This window comes from Acaryochloris thomasi RCC1774 (assembly GCF_003231495.1).
Taxonomy (GTDB): Bacteria; Cyanobacteriota; Cyanobacteriia; order Thermosynechococcales; family Thermosynechococcaceae; genus RCC1774.
In genome coordinates this window covers 21,660-46,040 of sequence record NZ_PQWO01000004.1, presented here as the reverse complement: position 1 = coordinate 46,040, position 24,381 = coordinate 21,660, and the positions used below count along the sequence as shown (strand labels likewise).

Below are 24,381 nucleotides of genomic sequence, written 5' to 3'. Positions count from 1 at the left end.
GCCTATGTCAACGCCCATCGCTATTAATGACCGTTGGTTTACAACAGAGCGCATCAGTGATGATCTCTATCTGATTACAGAACCACACTACTTCTGGTGGAATCGCGCCAATCTCTGGCTCATTAAAGGGCAAACTCAAGATCTATTGATTGATACAGGGCTAGGCGTCGCCAGTCTGCGTCATTATCTAACCACTCTTATAGATAAACCACTGCTGGCAATAGCGTCTCACATCCATTTTGACCACGCAGGCGGCATGGTGGAATTTAACCGGCGGGCAATTCATCAAGCAGAAGCCAGCGCCCTATGCCATGGTGATAATTATGAAGCGCTCTGCACTCCGAGGCAGGGCTGGGTTTTACCCGAACACTTTGAACAAGCCCCCTATCCAGGATTTACCGTCTCGCAGTACACCCTGCGGGCAGCAGAGCCAACCCAGATTTTGAATGAAGGCGATGTTCTAGATTTGGGCAACCGTGCCTTTGAGGTGATGCACCTACCTGGTCACTCCCACGGCTGTATTGCTCTGTACGATCCACGGTCCAGAGAGATCTTTTCAGGGGATGTCATTTATGACGGCGAACTGCTAGATGGACTGCACTGCAGCGATATTTCGACCTACATTGCCAGCTATGAGCGATTGCAAAAGCTGTCAGTTGAGACCGTCTATCCAGGACACTATCGCACCTTCGGCAAAGCCAAATATGATCAGATTATTGGAGAATATTTAGACGCTAAACGGAAACCGGGCTGCCCTGCAGAGCAAGCCCGCGAATCGTTGTCATAGACCTAATCCGCCGCGACACCGCTCCAATCCAATACTCTTTGAATGTAAGACTCTAAAGAGGGTGTAGACTGCTCTTGATCTGCATTACGGCGCAATGGTAAAGGCGCCCATTCGAAAAAGTTTTTATATTGGGGGATCTCTTGTTCTGCAAGGACTTTGAGGTGGCTCAGACCGATTTCGTAGTCCTTCCCGATCATGTCATCCATAAAAAACTGAAAATAGGTACTGATGGGTTGTTTAAGGAGCGGGACACCCTCTCTCATATCAGTATCAAGCGCCCAAGAGACCCGAGAGCCTTCTTCCTCAGCTTCTAACAGAAACGTCGCATCGGCGCCCCCCTGATCACCAAAGTCTAGGTGGGATTTCACATAGGTAGGGGGTGCAAAGATCGTTAGCTCCTGAGTGCCATTACCCACTCTCGGATCATCGCTGTGCCACTTCAATCGTTGCCCCTTCCCTGAGCCGGTAACCGTCATCTCCATATCAGGATCCATCTCAGCCCAAGGGGACCACTTCGGCCACTCCGCTAAATCACCCACAAGGGGAAAAACATCTACCGGAGTTGAATCAATGTAAATACTGCGCTCGACATGTACAGTGCTGGGCAGAGTAAACCCACCAATGAGGAACAGGATGGCTAGGCTCAATAACAAGCCGAGGGACTTCTTGAGCAAAGCTGTGCGTGAAGCTCCCGCTTGTGGCTCCGTCTCCACAGGATCAGGCAGTTGCAGCGTAGCCTCCTCGACATCAAGCTGCTGAACGAGCTGCGCTGCTTTCTCTGCATCTAGCTGCTGAATCTTTTGCTGCAGTGTAGTTGTCTCTGCATTGAGCTGCTGAATCTGCTGCTGTAATACAGCTTTCTCTGCATTGAGCTGCTGAATCTGCTGCTGCAGGGCAGGTTTCTCGGTATCAAACTGCTGAGTCTGCTGCTGGAGCCTCGTGTTGTCATACTCGAGCTGTTCGAGTTCGCCTGTCAGCTCTTTGATATATTCCTGATCCTGGACTGCCATATCCTGCATCCCAGCAACGAGGTATCTTAGCTCCTCTTTTGCCTGTTCCAAGTCATCGACATAATGTTCCAGATAAGCCGCTCGATCGAGCTGCCTTGCCTCAGCCAGTTCTCCCAGACGCTGCCAGTACTGATCCGTTAGACGAAGCTGCCGAGCGCGTGTCGGTTTACGGTCGCTTCGACTAAATAGCTTTAGGTGTTGCATGGGTCACCTCACTATCCTGCGGATCTGCAGGCAATATACTCCAAAATAGTCCTTCTAGTTGCGATGGTGTAGGGTTAGGACTAATGAAATCGCTTGTCCTTATTGCACCACGTCCAACGGGTTGGGGCACCCTCATGATTAGGAAGACTCCTTACAAAATACAATGAATCGCTGGTTGACTCGGCTCCACAAACAAAAGATTTCAACCCCCGAAGATTTTGATGCACTCGTGCAGAAGATAGAGGTTGTTGCTCGCCGCAATCCAGTTTATTATCGCAGCCGCTTAAAGCTTCTCGCTTGCCTTGGTTACGGTTATATCCTGACCGTTTTTTCCCTACTCTTCGCTGCTTTATGGGGACTGAGACAACTCTTAATCGAGAGCCAGAGCTATGAATTTGTCGGTCAGATTAAGTGGGTCGCCCTCCTGATTTTTGCGGGTTTGGTGAATCTGTTTGTGGTCAAGGCGAAGCCTCCTCCGGGAATTACCCTAACCCGAAAGCTGGCACCTGCCTTGTTTGCAGTGATTGATGAGCTAACATCAGCGCTCAAAGCCCCGCGTATCAACAAAATCATTCTTGATGATGATCTCAATGCTGCCGTTATGCAGCGCCCTTGGCTTGGCCTGATCGGGTGGCATACCAACTATCTGTTGATTGGCTTACCGCTGATGCAGGCATTGTCGCCAGAGCAGTGCAAAGCTGTGATTGCCCACGAGCTGGCTCATTTGCGGGGGGGAGATGGTCGGGTCTCTGCCTGGATCTATCGGATTCGCCACACTTGGTATGAGTTGGCAGAACGCTTTGGAAAAAATAGCAGTGGTGGCTTCTTATTTCATCAATTTTTTAGCTGGTACGGCCCTTACTTCAAAGCCTATTCCTTTGTTCATGCGCGATCGCAAGAATATGAAGCCGATCGACTGGCTGCTAACCTTACGGGCGTTCAACACAAAGCGGAGGCTCTGATCTGGCTCTATGTTAATGGTCTGTTTGTGACTAAAGAATTTTGGCCTGACTTTCAAAGACGAACGTTGACACTGATCGACCCACCCGACAATTTTGTTTCCCAGCTCCTTGCAAAATTACGGAGGGGAATGACATTAGAGCAAAGTCATGACTGGCTGGCTCTGAGTCTGGCGCGTCAAACCACCAATGCATCCACTCACCCCTGTCTTACGGAGCGGATTGAAGCGCTGGGTTACACCGTTGAAACGCCGCTCTATCCCCCCACAGAAAGAGCGACAGCTCTACTGGGAGATCGGACAAACGACTTTGCAAAGCAACTTGATCAGCTCTGGCAGACAGAAGAAACTAAGAACTGGCAGGACAAGTACGACTGTCATCAACGCCAGCTTGACTGTCTCAATCGCTTAAGCAACAAATCTGAACACCTGCTCACGATTGAAGAAAAGATAAAGCAGGCTTCATTGATCTGGACTTTACAGGATCCACAGGCTGCACTGCCGCTGTTTCAAGCGATTTTGGAACAGGAACCAGAAGATACGGTTGTGCGCTACTGGGTTGGATTTCTATTATCTGAACAGGGCAATGAAGCAGGCATACCCCACTTAGAGTTTGTGGCTGATCGCGACCCATCTCTGTTGATTTCTGCCTGTCAGCAACTGTATCCCTTCTATCTGAAACAAGATCGGGGGCCTGAGGCTGAAGATTGTAAGCAGCGGTGGCAAGCGCATGAGAACGTCTGGCGACCCGCGCGGACAGAGCGGGCTGAATTTGATGCTAAAACGCAGTTTGTGCCCCACGACCTACCCATATCAGAAGTCCGACAGCTAGTCGAGAGTCTGTCGGACTTTCGAGAAGTGAAGTCAGTGTATATCGTTCGCAAAGTAGTTGAACGCTTTCCTGAGCATCCATACTACGTTTTTGCGATCGCAAGACGTTCTTATCAGGGCATGGGTAAAGAGTACCGAACCGATCACAAGCTGAGCATGCTGATCCAGTCTGAGATCGCGTTTTCACGCAGCTACACGCTGCGTTTTCTCGATCAGGGAGAGCCATGGAAACGCCTGAAACAAGTCTCAGGTGCATTGGTCTACCATCACTAACGCGCCTTCGAGAGTGTTCCTGATGCCACCGTTCAACGCCCCTATGACGGCCAAGCCAAGCCCTATCGCTCGCAGTTGAGCCTCTCTGAAGTGTTCACAAGAGTCTTGATTTAAGTCCCTATTGATCGCCCAGCGCTCTAAGGCAGCGCCTCTACTGCCTTAGAGCGCTGGACAAGATGTGGTTTCACTTTTGGGAATGGCCAACGTTTGGTCTTGATCCGGTCTTAAGATTTACGCAATTCAACCGCAATCTTAGATAAAGGGTGACCCATGAAAATTTGTAATATCTTATACATGACTTTGTTCGGAGTATCAGTATTGAGTCCCCTTTTTGGGATGACATTGAGGGTTCAGGCAGAACCTAGACCTCGTTCAAATGAGGCTGATAGTAGCAAGCAGAGAAGCGTTGGAAAGCTTGATGTTGATGATTTTTGTGCCAAAAGCACGAATAAGCCGAAGCCCGGCTTTCAGTTTGATGGCAAAAGGGCAGCAACAGCAATCATGCAGTTAGCACCAGGAAAATATGAATATCCCAATGCCGGTGCCTTACTTTTATTCTCAAGCAAACACTACTTGATTAAGCTGCCGACCGATAGCAAAGGGATCTACGGTACAGATGGCGATGACATTCTTTTTGGCGGTGGAATCGTTGGAGGCTGTAGTTCTGAACAGCTCTCAGAAGCAATCTCAAACAATAAAATGAGTGTGAATGACCTCAAGTTAGTCAACCCCTATAACTAACAGCGAACAGGGGTACCCCATAGCCTTGATCACTTTCTATCCAGAGTGTTGGAAGAACTGACCATCTGTACTCATGTATTGGCCAGCAACAGGATCAATCGTTAATACTGACGCTTGCCAAAGGACTAGCAGAATTTCAAGAGGTACGGGGAACCCGACAAAGGTCCATCCGACTCTAAAACAGCCGTGCTTAATACCAACTACCACAGAAAATGAACTAGATCATTTTTGAGAATGACCATTTCACAAAAATTCTGGGATTAAATATAGGTCATTTCCCTAGGTAATTGGTATCAGTATTGGAAACCCGCAACCAGTTGACCGATAAAACTACCGGAACAGGCATAGTGCGAATCGTCTGCTAGAAGCCGCGCGGGCTCGTCAACGAAGACGCTTGCCTAGCGGCTAGCTGCTCTACTCGAGCCTCCGGGCTGAAGTAAGACTCGTTTGGGAGACAGTCGCGAAGTTGGTCAAAATCGACCACTTCTACAGAGGGGTTCTTAGGAAACTTATAATCCTCTGGGAGCCCTTGCCATCGAAGAAACGCAAACGCGGTCGACGCGCCTGCTGGGTCTAACCAGTTGGCAATGCCAGGGTCTTCGGTACTGATTACAAATCTGTAGTTACCATCGCAGCTCTGTCGTGCTTGCGACCTCGTAAGACTCGTCTGGCGGTGACAATAGTCCAGGCCATTGAACCATAGGTCACCAATTTGGATTGACTGGTACCTTGCCTTCGAGTCGGGCACGGTGATGATGATTGCTTTGCCTCGCTGGATGGGAAAGTGGCCCGCCGAGTTCCGTTGTCCCGGTAAACCAGCGTCAGTCCCTCTTGGTGGACTCAGTCTGTTGACGGCAAGGTTGGCTCTAAGGCCGTCGACGAATTTGACCCAGCCTCTGACTGAGCCGACAAGGTACTCGGATGCTCGCGTGTATTGGTCGTTCACGAGTTCGGGGTTGGGCAACGGCTTGGGTTTGCCTCGTGTGTCGCTGCGTTCGATGTACCAGGTGCCGCTCATCTCCTTCTCCCAGTCCATAAAGCTCTCTCGAATCAAGATGTTTGTTGCTTGAAGCCCATCTTTGGTGTTGCTAAGCCAGTTGTCACCTGTTTTCGTGTCACTGATCACGATCTCGAAGTTCCCATCGTCATCGACGATCAGATCTTCGAGGGAAAGCTGACTCAACGTTATTGGGCTCGTCAGGTTTTCATTGAAGCCAGGGCGTCCGGTGCCTACCTGGATTTGAAAGTCAGCACTGGTTCCTCGCTTACCGCGGATGACGTAGGTGCCTGGCGTTGAGATGGTCGCGATATGATATCGGTTGTCGGGATTGAACAGACCGTACTGGTTGTGTTGGTTCAGACTACGAAACTCAGGGTGGAGAGGGTCGTGGACGATGAACCCCTGGTCGAGGGCGGCTGAAATTTGATGCTTAAGCTGTCGCTCGGCGGCCGCCTTTTCGTATAGCGGGGTCGGGCTATAGAGGAGCCATGGTGCACTAAACATGATGTCACGCGCCTCTTCGATCGCACGGGCCAGCAGCATTGCACCTTGCAAGGGTTGTTCATCGTTTCGTAAGTTAGTCACCAGATCGAAGTTGCCATCTCCATTAACATCCCCGATGGCGATGTTCTCTGGGGCATTTCCCACATCGAAGTTAGCTACATCTTGAAATGTCACCATGATAAATTCCTTCTCTAGAATCAATTTGTGGATAATTCAAACCCCATCGGCATTGCTTCTGGGGTTAATTTGCCGTTCGGGTCCAAGACTTGGCACCGGATGAAAAATCCAGGCTCGTCAATATCAACTGCCCTCGACTAATTTGATTAGACTCTGCAGATGGCTACCTTCAGGGCTGAGAAGGGCTAACTTGTGGCTAAGTTAAAGATGCAATTTTGGGCAAGGTTCAGTTCTGGGCATTTTGAGGATGATATTCGCAGCCCAAATCGGCCCCTCTCTCTCCATGATTTCTTGCAACAAAACCTCTTGGATACACTCGTTATCCAGGTCATCTAATAAATGAATGGGTATAAGTCAAAACTTAAAAAGCCCGTCGCCATCGCCTGCTCCCTTGTCGGAGGAGGCATCGTAGTCGCTAGCATCTCGATTGTTGCGGTTCTCAGCACTCAAAAACCGAGCTGTGCCTGTGGCGATCCAGCCAGCAGCGCAGTAGGGACGGCGATTTATGAGCGGATTCTGCGATGCTGTGTCAGCGGTGACCTTCAATGAAGAGCAGCAGACCTATGCCAAGATTGTCTGCATCCCAAAGGACGCTAGCGATCGCACTCCCCCGAACCCCACGTTCAACGGCCAATTCTTCACCTGCCCCCAGGGCATGGATGCAAGACAGTAAATCAATAGCAACGTAGGGGACAAGTACGCTACGGTCCTAAGAGCCGATCGCAACTTCGTTGATTTTGCGTTGCGATCGCAACGCCAGTAACGGCTGCTTAGATGCAACATAGTCAGCAATGTGTACAGCATCTCGGGCGATACCCGAAAAACGACCTGACCCCCAGGTATAGAGCCACGGCAAGCCTAAAAAGTACAGTCCATTGATAGGCGTCACCCCCCGCTCATGCCCCGGATAGCCCTTGCCGTCGAAAACCGGGATGTCTACCCAGCGAAAATCACTGTGATAGCCCGTACACCAAATCACGGTACCAATATTCGCCTGCACATAGTCGAGATCTAGACACGCCTCTTCCGGTTGCCAAGCGGGTTCATAGTCAGGCTCTAGAGGCGCTGAAATCTTTTCTTTGGCAATAAAATCGTCAATGGTGCACTTAATACTTTCCGCAACGCCATCAGCCTGATCAAGATTGTGCTTGAGGTCATCTTGAAACGTCAGCAGTCCCTCCTGAATCTGCTTTAGCTTGCCGTGGAGCTGCATCCCTTCTAGGGCAAACTGCCGCAGATCAATCTCTCGACCACCGCCACGCCCCGTCACGTAGTGATTGGTTTTAGAGCGCACCGTTTCCCCTTGCGGATGTTCATCAATGGGCAGATCGTAATACCCCATTTGATCAAGCCAATCCACCACATCTCTGCCACGATAGGTTCGCGGAGAGCGCGGCGCACCGCCCACGCACAAATGAACCTGCTTGCCCGCGAGGTGCAAATCTTCTGCAATTTGACAGCCGGACTGTCCGGTCCCCACCACCAACACCGCCCGATCCGGTAACGATTGCGGGTTCTTGTATTCAGAAGAATGGATCTGTAGCACCTCTTCAGGCAGGCGCTCACTGATGCGCGGGATTTTAGGCTGATGGTAGCCGCCCGTGGCGATCACCACCTGATCAGCGGTGAAGTCTCCCATTGAGGTAATTACGGCATACCGATCGTCATGCTGGCTGACCTTCGAGACTGCTACCCCTTCCTGGACCGGCGCATTAAACGAACGGGCGTACTCTTCGACGTACTGCACGATTTCATCTTTTTGCATGAAGCCGTGCGTATCGTCGCCCGGATAGGGAAAGCCAGGAAGCGTACACTGCCAGTTGGGTGTCACCAAACAAAAGGAATCCCACCGCTTCGAGCGCCAGGAATGGGCAATGCGGTGTTTTTCAAAGATGATGTGATCGATGCCCCGTTCTCGGAGACAGTAGCTCATGGAGAGTCCGGCTTGACCCCCGCCAATAATAATGACCGGATAATGCGATCGCATCTGTCGCCACCTTTGCTAAACAACGCCTTCTATTCAGAACCATAGAATCCAAAAATTTGCTGCTTTGTATTCGATCAGACAAAAAGGTCAGGTCTGGCGTTTAAGACAGCCACGACCCACCCTAGGCTCTTTAGCCAAGCTGCATTGCAAATTCCTCTGTCGATTTCGATAGTTGCCGCCTCAGAGCAAAATCTATCGAACGATAGATCGGGTTTTCTATCGCTATCTAGTATCGAGACTGATGGGATATTTCGTAATATCTGAGTGCAGTATGCAGGGTCATTTATTACGGCCTTGGGTGCTGCAGATCGATATCGGGGTAGCCGTGAATGTCTAAAACTGCAACTGTTTCTGACCAGCGCTTGGGTGCGGTACTACAGCAGGCGGGTCTCGTTTCGGCAAGGCAGGTTGAGATTGCGCTGAAAGAACAGCAGCACTTCAAGCTCCGAATCGGGGAACTATTGGCTCTCCGTGGCTGGCTTAGGCAGGAATCCGCCGACTTTTTCGCAGAGGAATGGCCTCGCATCCAGCAGCAGCCTCCGCAGCAGCCCATCGGACAGTATCTGAAGCAAGCGGGCCTGTTGGACGAAGCTCAAATTAGATCAGCCCTAGACGCACAAAGGCAAACGCAGCTAAAGTTTGGCACCTTGATCGTTGCCAATGGATGGGTTCAACACCGAACGCTCCAGTTCTTCTTGAAGTACTTAAAGCAAAATCGCTCCAGCCCTACGCCAGAAACGATGCGCGGGACAACGCAAGTCTCAGAAGCACTCAAGGCACAGATCTTAGAGAATGAAGCCGACAATCCCTTCTCACTGCTGCTGCTGTATCAGCGGATTATGCAACAGGGCTCTGTCAAGGTAGATCGTAGCCCCGAGCAGGCCGAACTTCTTCGCCTTGGTTTGGTGGTCGCAGAGCAAAACAGACTGAAGGTAACAGAAGGACTTGCTCCGTCGCTTGCAGATCAGGAGTGGATCGCTCAATCTCTAGAACAACTCCACCCCTACGATGCCATTCGACTTAAGCTCTTTAATTTGAGAGAACATGCCGAGCATCCCTACCAGCTACTGGCTGCCGTTTTAGACTGGACCGGGAATCAGCCCGAGCTAACGCAAAAGCTATGCCAGAAGATTCAAGCGTCGGATCTGTTCATTCAGTCTGGAGAGGAGGCGGCCCAAGTGGCGGCGCTGGTGCAGACTCACGTTGTTAATGACTGGGAGTCCAGCATTGCCGCTCAGCATCTGAAAGGGATTTGCGATCGCATCCGAACCTATTCTCTCAAGCACCTACAGCTATACGAGCGGATCGTAAAGCGGCATGAAATTCCGGCAACAGGCAGTGCAGAAGAACAAGAGCTGCTATTTCTGGGCCTGATTGCGAAAAAAGAAGAGACGCTCACCGTTGCTAATCGAATCTACCGGCTGATCTTTAGTCACCACTGGGTAACCGAAGAAATCTCACGCCGAACAACGATGGACGATCAGGTCTTACCGGCTAATCCAGAGCCACGAACCCAAAGAAGTCAGACGACTCAAGCGAGTCAGGTGCCCTCGGCGGAGGAAGTTGTCTCCTATCTTCTGGACGTAGAGTTAGACCCGCTGCCCCTGACCATTGACGTTCCCGCAGAAGTAATGCCTGAGCGGGCCCCTCAGCCTGTTGCGGCAGAAGCGGTCGCGTCATCACCCACAGTGGCAAAGACGCGTTCAGTTGCACCTTGGCTGGTGCTGTGCGCGATCGGCGGTACCGCAGTCGCAATTGGGACGCAACTCTGGCGTCCGACCCTTCAACCCAGCCCGGTCGCGTCTTCATCTTCTGAATCACCGGAAACGTTAGCTTCTCCTAATGCACCTCAATCCCAGAGAGAGAGGGTTGATCCAGCGCCAGCTATCGAGGAGCCTCCAACCCCAACGACTCCTGAGCCTTCCGCGAACGAGGGTACAGCGGATCGGGCCGAACGATTCGATCAAGAGGTCCAAGCTACCGCAACAGAGGCTCCTAAAGCATCTCCAGTCTCCGTCGTCAGCACGTCTGATCCAAGCGTTGAAGTTCCTATCTTTGTCACCGGTAGCACTCAGAGGGAGCTGCTAGAAACCCTCGGCCCACCTACCAAGAACTGGAGAGGATACTATCCCAACAGCAAAGCGCTGATTTATAAGGGAATTGTCCCTGACCGCGTTGATCTGGGTTATTTAGTCAGCAAAAAAACGGGAGAACTCCGTCAAACGGAGATCGCCTTTGCCCAGTCTATTGAGTTAGAGACGATTCAAAGAACGCTGCGTCGACTTCTAGGAGGGGAACTCCCGGACTCAGTGCAGAACCAACTGAAGGAGGTTTATCGGCGACAGGCTGACCAATACTTTTTCCTATTGGGAACCCAAGAAGGCGAAATTCATCGGGATAAAAATGGCTGGATCTATATCGGAATTTGGGATGCAGATTTTCACTAAGCGTTCACAGACCTCGAAGCGACGCACTGCATGGCGAGGCTTCCTAGGCTGGGGCAACGCGGCTGTTCTAATAATGCTTCTTTGTAGCTGCCAGGATCAGGGATCGTCTACCGCAGCCAGTGCGGAGGAAGATCAGGAAATCATGCAGACGTCCGATCCCTATATCAATCGTCTGCTGCCAAATGCGAAACGGCTCCGTAAAGAGTACGACGTTCCCCTAGAGCTGACACTTGCGATCGCAATTCACGAAACCGGGCACGGGGATTTTGTCCTCGGACAAGACAACCATTTCGGTCTCAAATGCAGAAGTAACGACTGTGTTTCGGCACGCTCTAGCCAATGGGAGAACTGTGCGGACCCTGCTCCCTGCTTTGATATGTTCGCCAAGACGATTACGGACCTCTCCGGTGGTGACTTCACAGATCTTGAGAAAATCCGTCAAGCCGGTTACGCCACCAGTCCCAAATGGACCCGGAAAGTCAAGAAAATTCGACGATCGGTGCGCCGCAAGCTCAAAAAAGCCCAACGGACCTCGTAATTGCGAGATAGGGTTGCTGCAGCTTTTCTATCAGCAAAACCCTATGCTTGACAGATAGATCCGAGGTAGGGTTTATTTAACCACTTTAATTTTTCTCGAAAGAATATTAGATGTCTGAGTGAGTCACCAACTATTTCTCATGCTGTTCAGTGAGTCTACAAATGCCCACCTCTACTGCCTTTAACCAACCCTTAGGGACTGTGCTGCAGTGGGCCGGACTGATTTCAGCACGGCAGCTCAAGGTTGCTTTAGCAGAACAACGTCGCTCTGATCTCCGAATTGGCGAAATCCTAGCGGCTCACGGATGGATTCAACAGAAGTCGGCTGATTTTTTCGCAGCAGAGTGGCCCCAGCTACAGCATCAGACGGTACAGCACCTTGGACAGTATTTAGAGCAAGCCGCCCTCCTCGACACCTCTCAAATCAAGGCGATTCTAGACTCGCAGCAGCAGACTCAACGCAAGTTTGGCACCCTGGCTATTGCAAATGGATGGGTACGGCGGCGCACCGTCAATTTCTTTTTAAAGCACCTAGGCTCAGCAGGTCTGAACTCGCAAGCGATGATACCAGAGTCAGAGATGCTGAAAGAGCAACTACTGGAGAATGAATCCGTCAATCCGTTCTCGTTATTGCTGCTGTATCAGCGGATTTTGCGGCAGGAATCCGTCAGGGCAAACGATCGGCCTGAACAGGCAGAGTTGCTGGAGATGGGCTTGGCTACTGTAGAGCAGAACCATCTCAAACTGTCCGCTGGACCTGATCCTGCCTTGCTCGATCAGCAGTGGGTCACGGATCAGCTCCAGCAGCTACGGCCCTATCACCGAATCCGACTGCAGCTCTTCAAGCTAGCGGAACATTCTGATTATCCCTATCGAACGCTCGCGGCCATGCTTGCCTGGACTGGGGATCAGATTGACTTGACCCACAAGCTGGGCTGGCTGATTCGAGAAACGAATGTGTTTATTGCCGCTGGCGAAGAAGAAGCGCAGGTTGCAGCGTTAGTGCAGACTCATGTGATTCACCACTGGGAATCAGGCATAGCGGCTGAACACCTGCAGGGACTTTGCGATCGCATCTCTTCCCCCCCGCGACTCAAGCTATATCAGCGGATCTTAGAACAGCGGGGCATCTTAGCCGAAGCGAGTCCAGAAGAGCAGGAACTACTGACGCTGGGCTTGATTATAGAGAGCAACGGCATTCTTAGGGTTGCCAACCGAATTTATCAGCAGGTCTTCAGCCCTGAATGGGTCACCCAGACGCTGACGGCAACCCCTCAAGCCACCGATCACGATCTGCCTGCGAACAAAGTCGATTCGCGGCAGCCGAAAGCAGCGCTGGAAAGAGTGTTTTCTCCTCCCATCGCTCCCATCTCAGATCAGGAATTATCAGCCACAAAAGTGGTTGCGAGCCTATCGGCAGCAGACCAGCAAGCTCGACCGTTTCGAACGGTAAACGCCTATTCTCAAGACAGCCACAAAAATGGGAAAACGGCAGTTTTTGAAACCAGACTCTCCTCTCCATCAACGTCTGCAAAGCCACGACGAACCCTTACTGGGTTGGCCCTTGCAGCAGCTGGGCTCTTATCTGTGCTTGGCGGTCAGATCTGGAAACAGCAGACTCAGCGCGATGCAATAACATCTCCCTCACTGCAGCAAGACTCAAGCAACTTGTCTGCCTTACCGCAGCGCCAGGTCGGTTTAGCCCAAAGTCAGGACAGTCGCCCTTTCTCCCAGGAAGACCGCCCATCTTCAGCAGCCACAGACAGCCGTTCTTCAGCCACAGATCCGTCCGAGACTGACCCATCCTCCAGCAGCCCGACCGTCGTGAGTGCCTCCAACCCCACCATCAAGGTTCCGATTTTGACGCTCGGGAGCACTTTAGATCAGGTTGTTGATACTCTGGGTCCGCCCACCTGGAATCGTCGAGGGTATTACAGTAACAGCCGAGCGTTGCTCTACGAAGGCGTTGTGCCCAACCAACTAGATCTCGGTTATTTGGTCAGCAAGAACACGGGCAAGCTCCGCCAGACTGAAACGACCTTTTCTCATTCTGTCCCCATAGAGACGATACAAAGAACGCTAGGCCAGCTTTTGCAAGGCCCTGTTCCCGCATCCGTTCAAGAGCGCCTACAGCAAATTTATGAGCGGAAGGCTGACCAGCACACTTTTACAGTAAGGGGCCTCGAAGGCAATATTCACTGGCAACCCGAGAAAGGGGGGTGGATTTATATTGGAGTGTGGGACGCAGATTTTCACTAACGCCCCCTTCGCCAAGACATCACGTGCTGGTTAAGACATCATCCACCTGAAAATCGGGAGAGGCCAGCGCCAGCAAAGTCGCAGGGAGTCCAGAAGTGAGCGCTTGCAGACCTGCGTAGTAGCTAGAGAAATCATCGTGGGGGGTTGCCATCCCGAGAAAAACGAGGTCAGCGCCCTTGGAAGACTGGTGCAAAACCTGTTTGAAGGGTCGTCCGTCTAGGGTTAGAACCTGTGAGGTTGCGTCTAGCCGCAGCGATCGCATCAGTCCTTTAAGATTATTGCGAGCATCCTGCGCCGCCGCTTCATCCGGCACAGCAAGCTTGAGCGTAATGCGGACGTTATTCCAGTCAATGCTGGAGCTCAGCAGATAGGCCAGTAGCAGCAGCAGGCCAACATTCGCATTCATTCCGCCCCACCACACATCAATGCGGCGATAGACGCCAAAGCTTTCCTCTTGACTATTGCGCAAAATTAGAATGTTGCGTTTAGCCTGGTGAAGATGGGCGATTAGATTGCAGTAGCGATCGCGATTTTTAGGCTCTTCACTGTCTCCCATCAGAATTGTGTTGGGCACCAGCGGACCTAATCCATAGATTTCCACCAGTCGCTGCGCGCCTTCAAAGGGATCAGGGGCCGTCAAGGTGCGCACCAACGCCTGCACGCCACGCTCTGCCAAGTAGTCGGTGAGGGTCTCCTCTAGTTCTTCCTGCTGGGCCACGTCCCGTGAACCACTCGGGAGCACACTCGACACGGTAATTAATCCTCGATTTTGGGTGAAGTTATTCGCAAGTTCAATCAGAGGCCATCGTCGTGTGGGCGATCCGGACAGAACCAGGATATGGGGCCGCCAGTTTTTAGCATCTTGCTGGTGCCCCACCTGAAAGAGTCCAATGCGGACCAGCATCATCCAAACTCCGCTGCGAACATCGCCCCAGGTGGTTTTAAGGCCCCGGCGCTGTAGCCATAGGTAAATAACAGCGACGATCACGGCTGCGGCAATGGTCGCCTGGGGATTAATTAAAAACATCACCCCAATGCACCCAGCAGCACCCAGCAGCGAGAGCGACCAGTGGACCCTAAACAACGGCCGAAAGGAGGGACTCTGCAAAAAGCTCTCCACCCCCGCCGAGACGTTGAGGACCAAATAGGTGGTCAAGAAAAACATGGTCAAGATTGGCGCAATCAAGTTGAGGTCACCAATGCTGACGGCAGCCACAACGACGCCTAGCGTGACGGCGGTGCCGATCCGGGGTTCGTCGTCAGGACCGCTCCCCTTACCCAAAAAAGACATCCAGCGGGGCAGGACTCCATCCCTTGCCAGGGCCTGCAGTACCCGAGGTGCGCCTAGAATACTGCCGATGGCGCTGGAGAGTGTGGCCCCCCAAATGCCCATCAAAATAGCCGGTCCCCAGAGGGCCATCTGCTGCATCACCAGCGGGTTTTCAATCAGCGTACTGGCATCGGCTCGGGTGGCGAGGATAAACGGCAGGCCCATATAGATGACGTAGCCGGTCCCCACGGCGGCCAGGGTACCGGTGGGGATTGATTTGATGGGGTCACGTAGATCGCCAGACATATTAACCCCAGCCATGATGCCGGTAACGGCAGGAAAGAAAACGGCAAAGACTTGCCAAAAGGCTTCTCCGTCAGCAGCCCCCCACATCTCAATATCGGTCGGCTCTAGGGGTTTACCAAAAATTAAGGAGACCAGGGACAGTGCGATCGCAACCATAATCACGTACTGGGCCTTGATCGCAAACTGGGCCGAGGTAATAGCGAGTACGGCAACGGCAATCGTGGTAATCAGAGCCACGTAAAGCTGATTGAACTGACTAAAGTTGCGGACCACGCTTTCGGCAAAGCCAATGGTGTATAGAGCCACTGAAAAAGCTTGGGCAAAATAGAGCGGAATCCCGACAGCTCCGCCGGTTTCAATCCCCAAAGAGCGGCTAATCATGTAGTAGGCTCCGCCCACGCGCACCTCTCGATCAGTTGCGATCGCACAGGCAGAAAGCGCCGTCAGTAGCGTAATAGCCGTCGCCAGCGTGACAATAATCAGCGTACCCAGCAGGCCCACATTGCCCACCACCCAGCCAAACCGCAAATACATAATCACGCCCAGGATGGTTAAGGTTGATGGCGTATAGACGCCACCAAACGTTCCTAAGCCTGACGCTTGAGCAGGGACCGTCGCTTCTTGCGGTTGAGACCGGCGCTTGAAGGGAAACTTCATAATGCTCGCGATAAAGGTATGAACTCATCCTAGTGATTGTTTGGAACCTCTGGACCTCATTCGCTGGTTTCTTTGTCAGGAGCGCTTCGAATGAGCATCTGCCCATCCACTGAAGTTTTCGGGAGACCCCAAAATACTTAGAGCGATCTGAGCGAGCGCGCTGCAGATCTCACCAAATTCAGACAAGATTGAATATATAGTCTGCCGTAACTTTTAGCATTGCTATGGTGAGCCTTGGCTTGGGCGACAGAAGCCGCCACCACAATCTGAACCCGAGGAGTGTAACTGCGTGAAATATTTGTTGACCACGCTTATGATCATGACCCTAGTGCCGCTAAAAAGCTCAGCAACGACGAGAGATCCGATTATTGGGGAATCAAAGGCCTGTTATACACAGCTTGACACCTCAAAGCGGCGACTTTTAGGGATCAAATCTCTACGAATTTTTGAGTTGGGTGCCAGTAAATATACTTCTGCAGCAACAGAAAGACCCAAGCAATATACCCACGCCTACGAATTCGTGCTGAAAGGCAATGGAGGGAAAAATTTGCTGGCCTCTCCAGTGTTGATGAACAACATCGCGACGGAGATATTAACGCGCTGTCCGTCCATTGGCTCTGTTGCCTTTAAGATGAGTCAGACCGATCAGTCTGCAAGCTTCGGCAAAAAGCAAGAGGGGTCCATCTCTAGATTCATCTGTGTATCCAATCCTGGAGAGCTAAAATGGGGAACTCAGCTTTGCCCCTAGTTATTAGATAGGAATAATTTAGGATGAACGGGTGGCCTATTAGTGACGATTGATTGGGAGCTGGCCCCCTGAGCATCGATAATGGTATCCGCCCCGAGCAAAGGACAACATGCTGAGATCCACCCACCGGAGAATTCCACTCGCGCTCTTGCTTCTACGCCTGAGCGTCTTTCTCGTCATGCTGATGTGGACCCTAGACAAATTCATCAACCCCACTCACGCAGCAGCCGTTTTCGAGACTTTTTACTTTATTAGTGGTCTCGGTAATATTCCGGTTTATATTATCGGCGTGCTGCAACTTGTCATCATTGTTGGATTTGTTCTTGGCTTTAGAAAACGGATTACCTATCCCATTGTTTTATTCCTCCATGCGGTTTCGACGCTATCAGCCTACAAGAAGTACTTAGCTCCCTACGAAGACACCAACCTACTCTTCTTTGCCGCTTGGCCCATGCTTGCCGCCTGTTTTGCCCTCTACTATCTCCATGATTGGGATACGCTGTGGGTACTCGACAAAGAGAAAGCAAGACTGTTCTAGCGCTCGGACTGCAGCCCTCGTTGCCAAACCCAGCGAAGACTTGACGGTCTGGGCAAGGCTTATCTCTATGAGCCTAGACCAGTCACGAGTGCGATCTCAGGAGCTCTCTCACTCCAGGGGATATAAGTTTCTGCAGTCTCTTCGTTAATGATTCGCCCATAGGTGGGACACACGACGATATCTTCTGGATCAACATCCTTCAGAAAAATATCCGTAAAAATCTCGCCCGCTGCAATGCCCATTTCAGTGAGTCCATAGTCATATGTCGCGAGCGAATCCCCCCGCCGCACCGCTTCGACCGCCGCTGGACTGCCATTGCGCGAAATGACCGGGAGTTTGCCCAACAGCCCTCGTTCTTTGAGGACTGGCAACACATCCAGTAGCGTCTCGTCATTGAAAACAATTAAGGCCTCAAGATCGGCGTAAGTATCAAGAACATGGCGAGCGGTACCCGCACCAGCACCCGCAACGTCAGATACATTTCGACAAGCGAGATCGTGGGGATTGTTCAAAAGCTCGAATTTGCAGCGCTGGGCCCCTTCGATGAGTCCTTCAACCAATTCCTGATCATCCAAGATCGGAGGACCACCAATAATAGCGACACGAGCATTTTCGTGAACGCTCCGGGCGAGAAACTGGGTGAGAAACAATCCATGATAGAAATTTGGAACAGCGACAGTTGCAGTCACCGGAAAGGCGGGTTTGTGCAGTGCAATCACCGGAATATTCTTCCCAATCGCTCGCCAAACTGCGGGCGCTGGCTCCTGTTCGTCGAGAGTGAAGAGGCAAATACCATCAACCTTAGCCTCCGTCGCAGCAATGATTGCCTGACTTTGTTCAACCGCATAGTGTGGATTGCGTAGATCTGCCGGGAGAATACGCAGTACGGTGTCAGTCCCTTCCAACCCATGAGCAATTCCGTGGGCGACCGTATCCATGCCCGGATGCAAGCCGGGTGGTAGTGGCATGACGTATACAACCGTCCGTTTGCTCACGCTAAAGCCTCCAGAAATACGGCGGGAACGTTTCCGGTGGCCCGGATGCGGTCGGCGAGATAGCACTGAATTTGGTAGACCGGCTTTTCTAGGTAGCTCATCCGCCCATGCTGGAAGGCGATGGAGTTAAACCCTCGCTGAACCGCAGTGCAAACCTCAATATCTTCGCAATGAAAGTCCTTCAGAGCCTGCGTCTCTTCAGCCAGATGCTGCTCGAAATCGGGGTGGGCCTGGGCCTCCTTCGTGACCAAAATTGTGGTGACGAGATGAATTTTCTCGGCGCTGATCGGCAGCATACGATACCAGAGTGCGCAGTTCGGCCCTGTGAGCATCAGGTAGTCTGGATAACCCACGTGCACAGTCCACTCGTACCTGTACGCCTCTGGCAGGTTTGGAATCGGAGGGAAGGTGCCGTAGTGTTCTCCCTTGGCCTCAGCTTCCTTGATTGAGTCGATGAGGCTTTGCCGATAGGGCAGATGTGCCCTTGTGTAGTGGGGATGATACTCATCGGTCCAGCAGCCAGTAGCGGGCATCATAGTCTGCAGCGTTTTGACATGAATTCCCATGTGATGGTAAGGCTCCATCCAGTTCTCGATCATGTTCTTCCAGTTCACGTCGAGGTCCCATTCCAGCTCGGCGACAATGTCCATGCTCGCCATGTTCCAGGGGGAAATCTGGGTGTGCAAGTCGGCAAGCTGAGTGGCAACGGGTTCAGCCTCAGAGTTGAAGGTCATGAAGATAAAGCCTTCCCAGATTTCGCTGCGAAACTCAATCAGGCTGTGATCTTTGAGGCTGAAATCACAGGTCTTCTGCATCGCGGGTGCGCCCTTGAGCTGTCCGCTCAGGTCAAAGGTCCAGCTATGGTAGGGGCACATGAAGCCTCGGACCTTACCTCGCTCGTCGTAGCCAAACCCCTGCGGCATAATGTCCATAGCTCGATGGGGGCAGACGCGAGACAGGACACGAACTACGTTATCTTTAGCCCGCACGACCATCACTGGCTCACCGAGCACATCAAGGCTGAGATAATTTCCCAGTTTTGGGATCTGGGAAACATGGGCGATGCAGAGCCATTCCTGTTTAAAGATCGTTTCGAGTTCGTACTCAAAGTATTCTGCCGAGGTGTAGGCGCTAGCGGGCAGCGTAAAGGCGTTTTCTAAGCCGGTTGACGCAGATTCAAGAATGGCGGCGTTGATGGCTTCGATGCTGTGCAGCTTAGGTTGAATACGACTGACCATAATTGTCTCGTTCCTTGTTGGCGATTGCAGCAGTGCAGGTCACGTTGTGAACCGTGGATCGGGAGGCGGTAAGTCATAGCTCTCCCAACCGGCGGTGATGCCACCATCGACGGGCAGAATTGCGCCGGTAATATAGGCGGCTTCATCTGAGGCGAGAAAATGGAAAGCAGCAGCGATTTCTTCAGACTTTGCCAGCCGCCCTAAGGGGGTTCGGCGGGAGACGAACGGAATCTCGGGGTTATCGGGGATATTGGTCACGGCTGGGGTGAGGACGGTGCCAGGTGCGATCGCATTTACCGTAATACCTTTCACCGCCAATTCAATAGCGGCACATTTCGTAATCTGCACCACCGCAGCCTTCGAGACGGCGTAGGCAGAACCCAGTGGTATACCAATTAGGCCAACAAAGGATGAGGTATTGATAATCCGACCACCGGTTTCGGGCATAAAGTTAGGCGCGTGTTTGACACCAAAAGCGACGCCATTGACGTTGACCTCAAAGGTGAGACGAAGTGTTTGCTCAGTGAGTTCAGAGAACGGAATCCCCAGAGGCTGTACGCCTGCATTATTGATCAAGATGTCGATGCGACCAGAGGCCGCTGCCACAGTCTCTAGCAGTCGCACAATGTCTGCTTCTTGAGAAACATCGCCCACCAGCGCCTTAGCGCCATCAACAGCGGCATCGACCCGATCGATGGAGTAAACAGTCGCGCCTGCTGCCAGGAATCGCTGTACCACCGCTTCTCCGATGCCAGAAGCCCCGCCTGTGACCACAGCAATTTTATCGGTTAGCAAAAACATGGGCGATATACATCGTCATGGCTTTATGAACACATCAGTCATACCTGGCTGAGAGTTCTTTACATTGCATCCTCATCCTTGATATCAGAGGATATTTTTTACTGACAATTAATTACTTGCCTCGAGGTTATCGGACTCATTGGGTACATTCTGTAGTCCTAATGTCTTTTTTGAGCTTTCCCGATCAGGGGCCAGCACTATTTCCCAGGTGAACTGCGCACAAAATCAAGGCGAGCCAGCCCCAAATACGTGCTGTCCTTCACTTCACCTTCTGGGAATCCTCTGACCTCAAACAGGTAGGTGCCGACACTGGGGTTACGCACAGGGCGCACGGCCAACGTGAACTGTCGTCCTGGCTGGACGGGCGGATCAAAAGCAATCGTCACGGTACGGCTGGGTGGATCGTTCACGATCAAACCTAAGGGCAGCTTTGGCCCACGTCGCTTGGAGCCTTCATAGGCGGCAATACCCTTTGCCTTGAACCGTGGGTACTGGACGCCCTGCTTCAGGATCAGATCAACCTGCTGCAGCGGTGCTGCGGCTGTGGCCGGTAAATCAATAACTAGGGAATAGGTTGCTCCTAAGTTCCTGGCAATGCGATCGCTAGTAGTGGCCTTAAGGAGTCTTGGGGGCTGCACAAAGGCAACCCTAGACGGCTTCTTGGCAGGCAAAACCGGAGCCTGAATCACCTGCGTAAGCGGTGTCGTTTCAGTGAGCGACGCTGTGGGCAATGGCGTGGGTCTCGTCGGTACGGGGGATGGGCTAGCGACAGGGGCAGTCGAAGAGGAACCTGCTGCAGGGGCTAACCGGGTCTGCTGCGCCAACCGGACAAAAGTGTTGATGGGAATGCCTAAATTAAATCCTGCTTTAATAACGCTGGAGTCGCCATCGTAGCCCGGTAGTACCACTTGACGTCCTTCAGCCAGTCCATGAATGCCAATGACTTGACCGCTACTGTTAAAAACGGGACCGCCACTCATGCCCGCACGGGTGACGTTGGTGTATACCAGCCCATAGCCACCCGCAATGGGCCGCCGAGAAATGCCTGAAACTTCACCGCTGGTGAGCTGATAGATATGGGGAATCGCTCGCCCTGCTGCAGGCCATCCGGCAATAAAGATGCGATCGCCCTCCGTTACGTCGTCTGAATTCCCTAATTTCGCCACCGAATAGGCTTTGCCGCTCGTGAATGGGACAATAGCCAGATCAACATCCGGTATTTTTTGAATGGCTCCATAGTCAAGGGGATAGGTTTGACCATCTGGTGTCACGATCGCATATTCATCCTCTGTAGCTACCACATGCTGAGCCGTTAGCACATAGTAGGTACTCCCTTCTTGCCCCACGACCACACCAGAACCAGGATTTTGCCCCTCCAACAAAATAGTAGAGGCTTTAGCAATTTGATTGACCTCCGAGCCTTCTAGCGGACCCCGTTCTTCTCGTGCGACTAACTCAGTAGGCTGGGTGATCAAGACGGCTCCCCCTAGTAAGAATGCCGACAGCAGAGAATAAGGACGCATGACGTTTTCATAGGGACTATATCCGCCAATATAAAGTCCCCGTGGCGCTTTTAAGGACTTTAGTTGTGAACTGTAACGCGGCAGCGGAACTGATACTGGCTCAAAGCTTTCTTGTATCCTGAGCGTAGACAGAACAATAAGGTGACCCCGGTGGTGATATCAGCCCCTCGCATTTCCGTGAAACCTATTTCAACAGCAGCTGAATTCGAGCAGTTTTTAGATGTGCCTGCTCGCGTCTACGCCGATGATCCCAACTGGGTTCCCCCAATTCGTGCCGATGTTGCAAAGCAGTTTCAGCCCAGCAATCCTTTTTTTGAGTACGGCAGACTGCAGCAGTTTGTCGCTTACCAAGATCAGCAGCCCGTTGGTCGGATCGTCGCAGCCGTCAATGATCGATTGATTGAGCGGGAAGGCAAAAATATTGGTTTGTTTGGATTCTTTGAATGTGTCGAGAATCTCGCAACAGAAGATCCGGCTGTTGCACCCCACCTCTTTGAAGCTGCTAGCCAATGGCTGAAAGAGCAAGGTATGAGCACTATTCGTGGTCCCATCGATCTCTCCACCCATAACAACTGCCTATGGCTAGTGGACGGGTTCGACTCCCCGCCGTACATGATGATGCCCTACAACCCTCCGTACTATTCGCAATGCATTGAAAAAGCAGGCTTTCACAAGGCCAAAGATGCCTATGCCTACAGCTTCGAGCTGTCTCCATCCCTATTGCAAAAATTTGAGAAAGCCTATCAAATTGCCCTCAAATCTGGCATCACCTTTCGCCCCGTTGCCACCAAGGGCGAAGCCTTTGAACAAGACTGTCGTGATCTCTATCGTCTGTTCACCCAAGCCTTCAGCAACAACTGGAGTTCGACCCCCCGCACTGAAGACGAGTTTCTAGAAGAAGCACAGGACTTGAAGATGATTGTAGATCCAGACATCTTTCCCATTGCCGAGTATGAAGGCGAAATGGTGGGTTTTTTCATGGGATTACCCAACTACAACCAAGTCTTCAAGCACCTCAACGGCAAACTCAACTGGCTCGGGATCTTAAAGTTTCTTTGGTACCGCCGCACAATCAACGAGGCTCGGATGATCGCGCTTTGTGCCCTCCCAGAACATCAGCGCAAAATGGTCGCTCCGGCCCTAGTCTATCTGGTTCATCAAAATGGGACGGGGCCATCGAAACGCTATGAGCGCGCAGAGCTATCCTGGATCTATGAAGACAACATGCCCTCTCGCAAAATAACTGAAGCCTCGGGCGGTAAGATTTACAAGACCTATCGCATCTACGAAAAAGCGCTATGAAAGCACTCGTCACCGGAGCGAATGGCTTCACGGGTTCTCATCTCTGTCAATACCTGCTGCAGCGAGGCGATCAGGTCATCGCCTACGTCCGTCAAACCAGCGACTTATCTCGTCTAAAAGAACTGGATGTCGAATTTGCCTACGGCGAGATCACGGATCAAGCATCCCTAGAAAGTGCGATGCAGGGTGTCAACACCGTCTTCCACACCGCTGCCTATGTCGAGTTAGGTCTCGTAGATGCCGCCCTGATGGAGCGCGTCAATGTTGGAGGGACTAAAGCTGTTCTGTCCGCAGCCCAAGCAGCAGGCGTCTCCAGAATGGTCTACTGCAGCACCATTGGCGTCTATGGCGATACCCAAGGCAAACTCATTGACGAAACCTTTGCCCGTCAGCAAGCTGGATTCTCTTCTGCTTACGATCGCACCAAGTATTTGGCACAGCAAGCCGTTGATGCTGCGGCCCAATCGGGCTTTCATGTCGTTAGCGTCATGCCCTCCGGTATTTTTGGCCCCGGCGACCCTCATTTCGGTAAAGTTGTTCAGCTTTTCTTGAAGGGCGGCCTCAAGGTGTGGGCGGGAGCCGACCGCGTCACCGGCATTGTGCATGTAGACGACCTAGTGGACGCGATGCTTTTGGCCGTCGAACGCAGCCAACCGGGGGAACATTACATCATCTCCACCGGAGAATTAACTACCCAAGAAATGTTTCAAGTCTTCAGCAACGAGACGGGTATTGCTGTTCCGACTGAAATTCCTGAGCCGATTGTTCGCGTAGCAGGGGGCATTCTAGACCCCATTGGACGGCTCCTGGGCTGGCAGCCACCTTTAAGTCGAGAGCGCGTTCACTATCTCTACGATCGCTGTGTCCGGGTCAGCGCAGATAAGGCTCGGAAACAGCTAGATTGGAATCCTCGATCAATTCAGGAGACGTTGCGAGACCTTGTACAGCAATGATGTTTACAGAGGTTTGCTGATTGTTACCTACCTTAAACAAGCATAAACTTTGGTGAAAGCAATTTTCTGTTTTGAACCTTAATGCTAGGTTAATAGCAGGTACAAAACGCATGAAATCAACCCAAAAAAAGACAGGGTTTGTACCTCCTAGCTCTGTCATTTCGATCTTTCTAAAGTGTCTCTGTGATTGCTTTAGGTGGAATTGAGTCCAAGGAGGGGCTTGCAATTCCAAAACTCTGTTCGACAAAGGTAAATAAGTGTCGAGCCATCGTTAGTTTGATCGATATTTGTTCACTCTAGTTTTAGTTTTTGCTAACTCTATCTGCTTTCAGTTC

General features: G+C 51.8%; 20 protein-coding genes. 12 read left to right on the top strand and 8 right to left on the bottom strand.

Features of this window, described 5'->3' with window-relative positions; translation table 11 throughout:
• Positions 1-4: 4 nt before the first annotated feature.
• Positions 5-787, top strand: a complete 783-nt coding sequence (locus C1752_RS07830; RefSeq protein WP_110985513.1) for an MBL fold metallo-hydrolase — start codon at positions 5-7, stop codon at positions 785-787.
• 2 nt (positions 788-789) lie between these two features.
• On the opposite strand, the gene C1752_RS07825 is transcribed toward C1752_RS07830, so the two are convergent.
• Positions 790-2,001 carry an SRPBCC family protein gene (locus tag C1752_RS07825; protein WP_110985512.1) on the bottom strand — a complete coding sequence of 404 codons (1,212 nt, stop codon included), beginning with the start codon at positions 1,999-2,001 and terminating at the stop codon, positions 790-792.
• A 163-nt stretch (positions 2,002-2,164) separates the two neighbouring features.
• On the opposite strand from C1752_RS07825, the gene C1752_RS07820 reads away from it, so the two are divergent.
• Both C1752_RS07820 and C1752_RS07815 read left to right on the top strand, forming a co-directional pair.
• Positions 2,165-4,063, top strand: coding sequence for a M48 family metallopeptidase (locus C1752_RS07820; protein ID WP_110985511.1), 1,899 nt, complete (start codon positions 2,165-2,167; stop codon positions 4,061-4,063).
• Positions 4,064-4,333: 270 nt separating this feature from the next.
• Positions 4,334-4,804 (top strand): hypothetical protein, encoded by a 471-nt coding sequence (locus C1752_RS07815; RefSeq protein WP_146242296.1) that lies wholly within the window; start codon positions 4,334-4,336, stop codon positions 4,802-4,804.
• A gap of 361 nt (positions 4,805-5,165) precedes the next feature.
• Here the strand turns inward: C1752_RS07815 and C1752_RS07810 are convergent, their stop codons facing one another.
• On the bottom strand, positions 5,166-6,485 hold the full coding sequence (locus tag C1752_RS07810; protein ID WP_146242295.1) for a hypothetical protein: 1,320 nt from the start codon (positions 6,483-6,485) through the stop codon (positions 5,166-5,168).
• 339 nt (positions 6,486-6,824) lie between these two features.
• Here C1752_RS07810 and C1752_RS29225 point away from each other — a divergent pair, with 339 nt between their 5' ends.
• Together C1752_RS29225 and C1752_RS28355 are read left to right on the top strand one after the other, a co-directional pair.
• Positions 6,825-7,034, top strand: a complete 210-nt coding sequence (locus tag C1752_RS29225; protein WP_146242294.1) for a hypothetical protein — start codon at positions 6,825-6,827, stop codon at positions 7,032-7,034.
• Positions 7,021-7,158 (top strand): hypothetical protein, encoded by a 138-nt coding sequence (locus C1752_RS28355; protein WP_233501445.1) that lies wholly within the window; start codon positions 7,021-7,023, stop codon positions 7,156-7,158. Before C1752_RS29225 ends, C1752_RS28355 begins: the two co-directional genes overlap by 14 nt.
• Positions 7,159-7,194: 36 nt before the next feature.
• On the opposite strand, the gene C1752_RS07805 is transcribed toward C1752_RS28355, so the two are convergent.
• On the bottom strand, positions 7,195-8,472 hold the full coding sequence (locus C1752_RS07805; RefSeq protein ID WP_110985508.1) for an MSMEG_0569 family flavin-dependent oxidoreductase: 1,278 nt from the start codon (positions 8,470-8,472) through the stop codon (positions 7,195-7,197).
• A gap of 329 nt (positions 8,473-8,801) precedes the next feature.
• On the opposite strand from C1752_RS07805, the gene C1752_RS07800 reads away from it, so the two are divergent.
• From C1752_RS07800 to C1752_RS07790, 3 genes are all read left to right on the top strand, one after another.
• Entirely contained in the window at positions 8,802-10,919 is a 2,118-nt protein-coding gene (locus tag C1752_RS07800; protein ID WP_110985507.1) for a cyclic di-GMP-binding domain-containing protein, MshE-related, read from the top strand.
• A complete protein-coding gene (locus C1752_RS07795; RefSeq protein ID WP_158535037.1) occupies positions 10,903-11,457 on the top strand; it encodes a glucosaminidase domain-containing protein in 555 nt (184 codons plus the stop codon). Before C1752_RS07800 ends, C1752_RS07795 begins: the two co-directional genes overlap by 17 nt.
• Positions 11,458-11,618: 161 nt before the next feature.
• On the top strand, positions 11,619-13,715 hold the full coding sequence (locus tag C1752_RS07790) for a cyclic di-GMP-binding domain-containing protein, MshE-related (protein ID WP_110985505.1): 2,097 nt from the start codon (positions 11,619-11,621) through the stop codon (positions 13,713-13,715).
• Between the two features lie 19 nt (positions 13,716-13,734).
• Here C1752_RS07790 and C1752_RS07785 read toward each other — a convergent pair whose 3' ends face one another.
• A complete protein-coding gene (locus tag C1752_RS07785; RefSeq protein ID WP_110985504.1) occupies positions 13,735-15,948 on the bottom strand; it encodes an APC family permease in 2,214 nt (737 codons plus the stop codon).
• Positions 15,949-16,267: 319 nt separating this feature from the next.
• Here C1752_RS07785 and C1752_RS07780 point away from each other — a divergent pair, with 319 nt between their 5' ends.
• Together C1752_RS07780 and C1752_RS07775 are read left to right on the top strand one after the other, a co-directional pair.
• Positions 16,268-16,696 carry a hypothetical protein gene (locus C1752_RS07780; protein ID WP_158535036.1) on the top strand — a complete coding sequence of 143 codons (429 nt, stop codon included), beginning with the start codon at positions 16,268-16,270 and terminating at the stop codon, positions 16,694-16,696.
• A 109-nt stretch (positions 16,697-16,805) separates the two neighbouring features.
• Positions 16,806-17,234, top strand: coding sequence for a hypothetical protein (locus C1752_RS07775; protein WP_110985502.1), 429 nt, complete (start codon positions 16,806-16,808; stop codon positions 17,232-17,234).
• Positions 17,235-17,299: 65 nt separating this feature from the next.
• On the opposite strand, the gene C1752_RS07770 is transcribed toward C1752_RS07775, so the two are convergent.
• The 4 genes from C1752_RS07770 to C1752_RS07755 all read right to left on the bottom strand — a co-directional run bounded on the left by C1752_RS07770 (position 17,300) and on the right by C1752_RS07755 (position 21,791).
• The gene (locus C1752_RS07770; RefSeq protein ID WP_146242293.1) at positions 17,300-18,229 is read right to left on the bottom strand and encodes a substrate-binding domain-containing protein; all 930 of its coding nucleotides are present in this window, start codon (positions 18,227-18,229) and stop codon (positions 17,300-17,302) included.
• The gene (locus tag C1752_RS07765; RefSeq protein WP_110985500.1) at positions 18,226-19,467 is read right to left on the bottom strand and encodes an aromatic ring-hydroxylating oxygenase subunit alpha; all 1,242 of its coding nucleotides are present in this window, start codon (positions 19,465-19,467) and stop codon (positions 18,226-18,228) included. The genes C1752_RS07770 and C1752_RS07765 overlap by 4 nt, the downstream gene beginning before the upstream one ends.
• A 39-nt stretch (positions 19,468-19,506) precedes the next feature.
• On the bottom strand, positions 19,507-20,268 hold the full coding sequence (locus C1752_RS07760) for an SDR family NAD(P)-dependent oxidoreductase (RefSeq protein ID WP_110985499.1): 762 nt from the start codon (positions 20,266-20,268) through the stop codon (positions 19,507-19,509).
• Positions 20,269-20,465: 197 nt separating this feature from the next.
• On the bottom strand, positions 20,466-21,791 hold the full coding sequence (locus C1752_RS07755; protein WP_110985498.1) for a DUF2808 domain-containing protein: 1,326 nt from the start codon (positions 21,789-21,791) through the stop codon (positions 20,466-20,468).
• A gap of 177 nt (positions 21,792-21,968) precedes the next feature.
• Between C1752_RS07755 and C1752_RS07750 the strand changes: the two genes are divergently transcribed.
• Positions 21,969-23,093, top strand: a complete 1,125-nt coding sequence (locus C1752_RS07750) for a GNAT family N-acetyltransferase (protein ID WP_233501444.1) — start codon at positions 21,969-21,971, stop codon at positions 23,091-23,093.
• On the top strand, positions 23,090-24,046 hold the full coding sequence (locus C1752_RS07745; RefSeq protein WP_110985497.1) for an NAD-dependent epimerase/dehydratase family protein: 957 nt from the start codon (positions 23,090-23,092) through the stop codon (positions 24,044-24,046). Before C1752_RS07750 ends, C1752_RS07745 begins: the two co-directional genes overlap by 4 nt.
• Positions 24,047-24,381 lie beyond the last annotated feature (335 nt).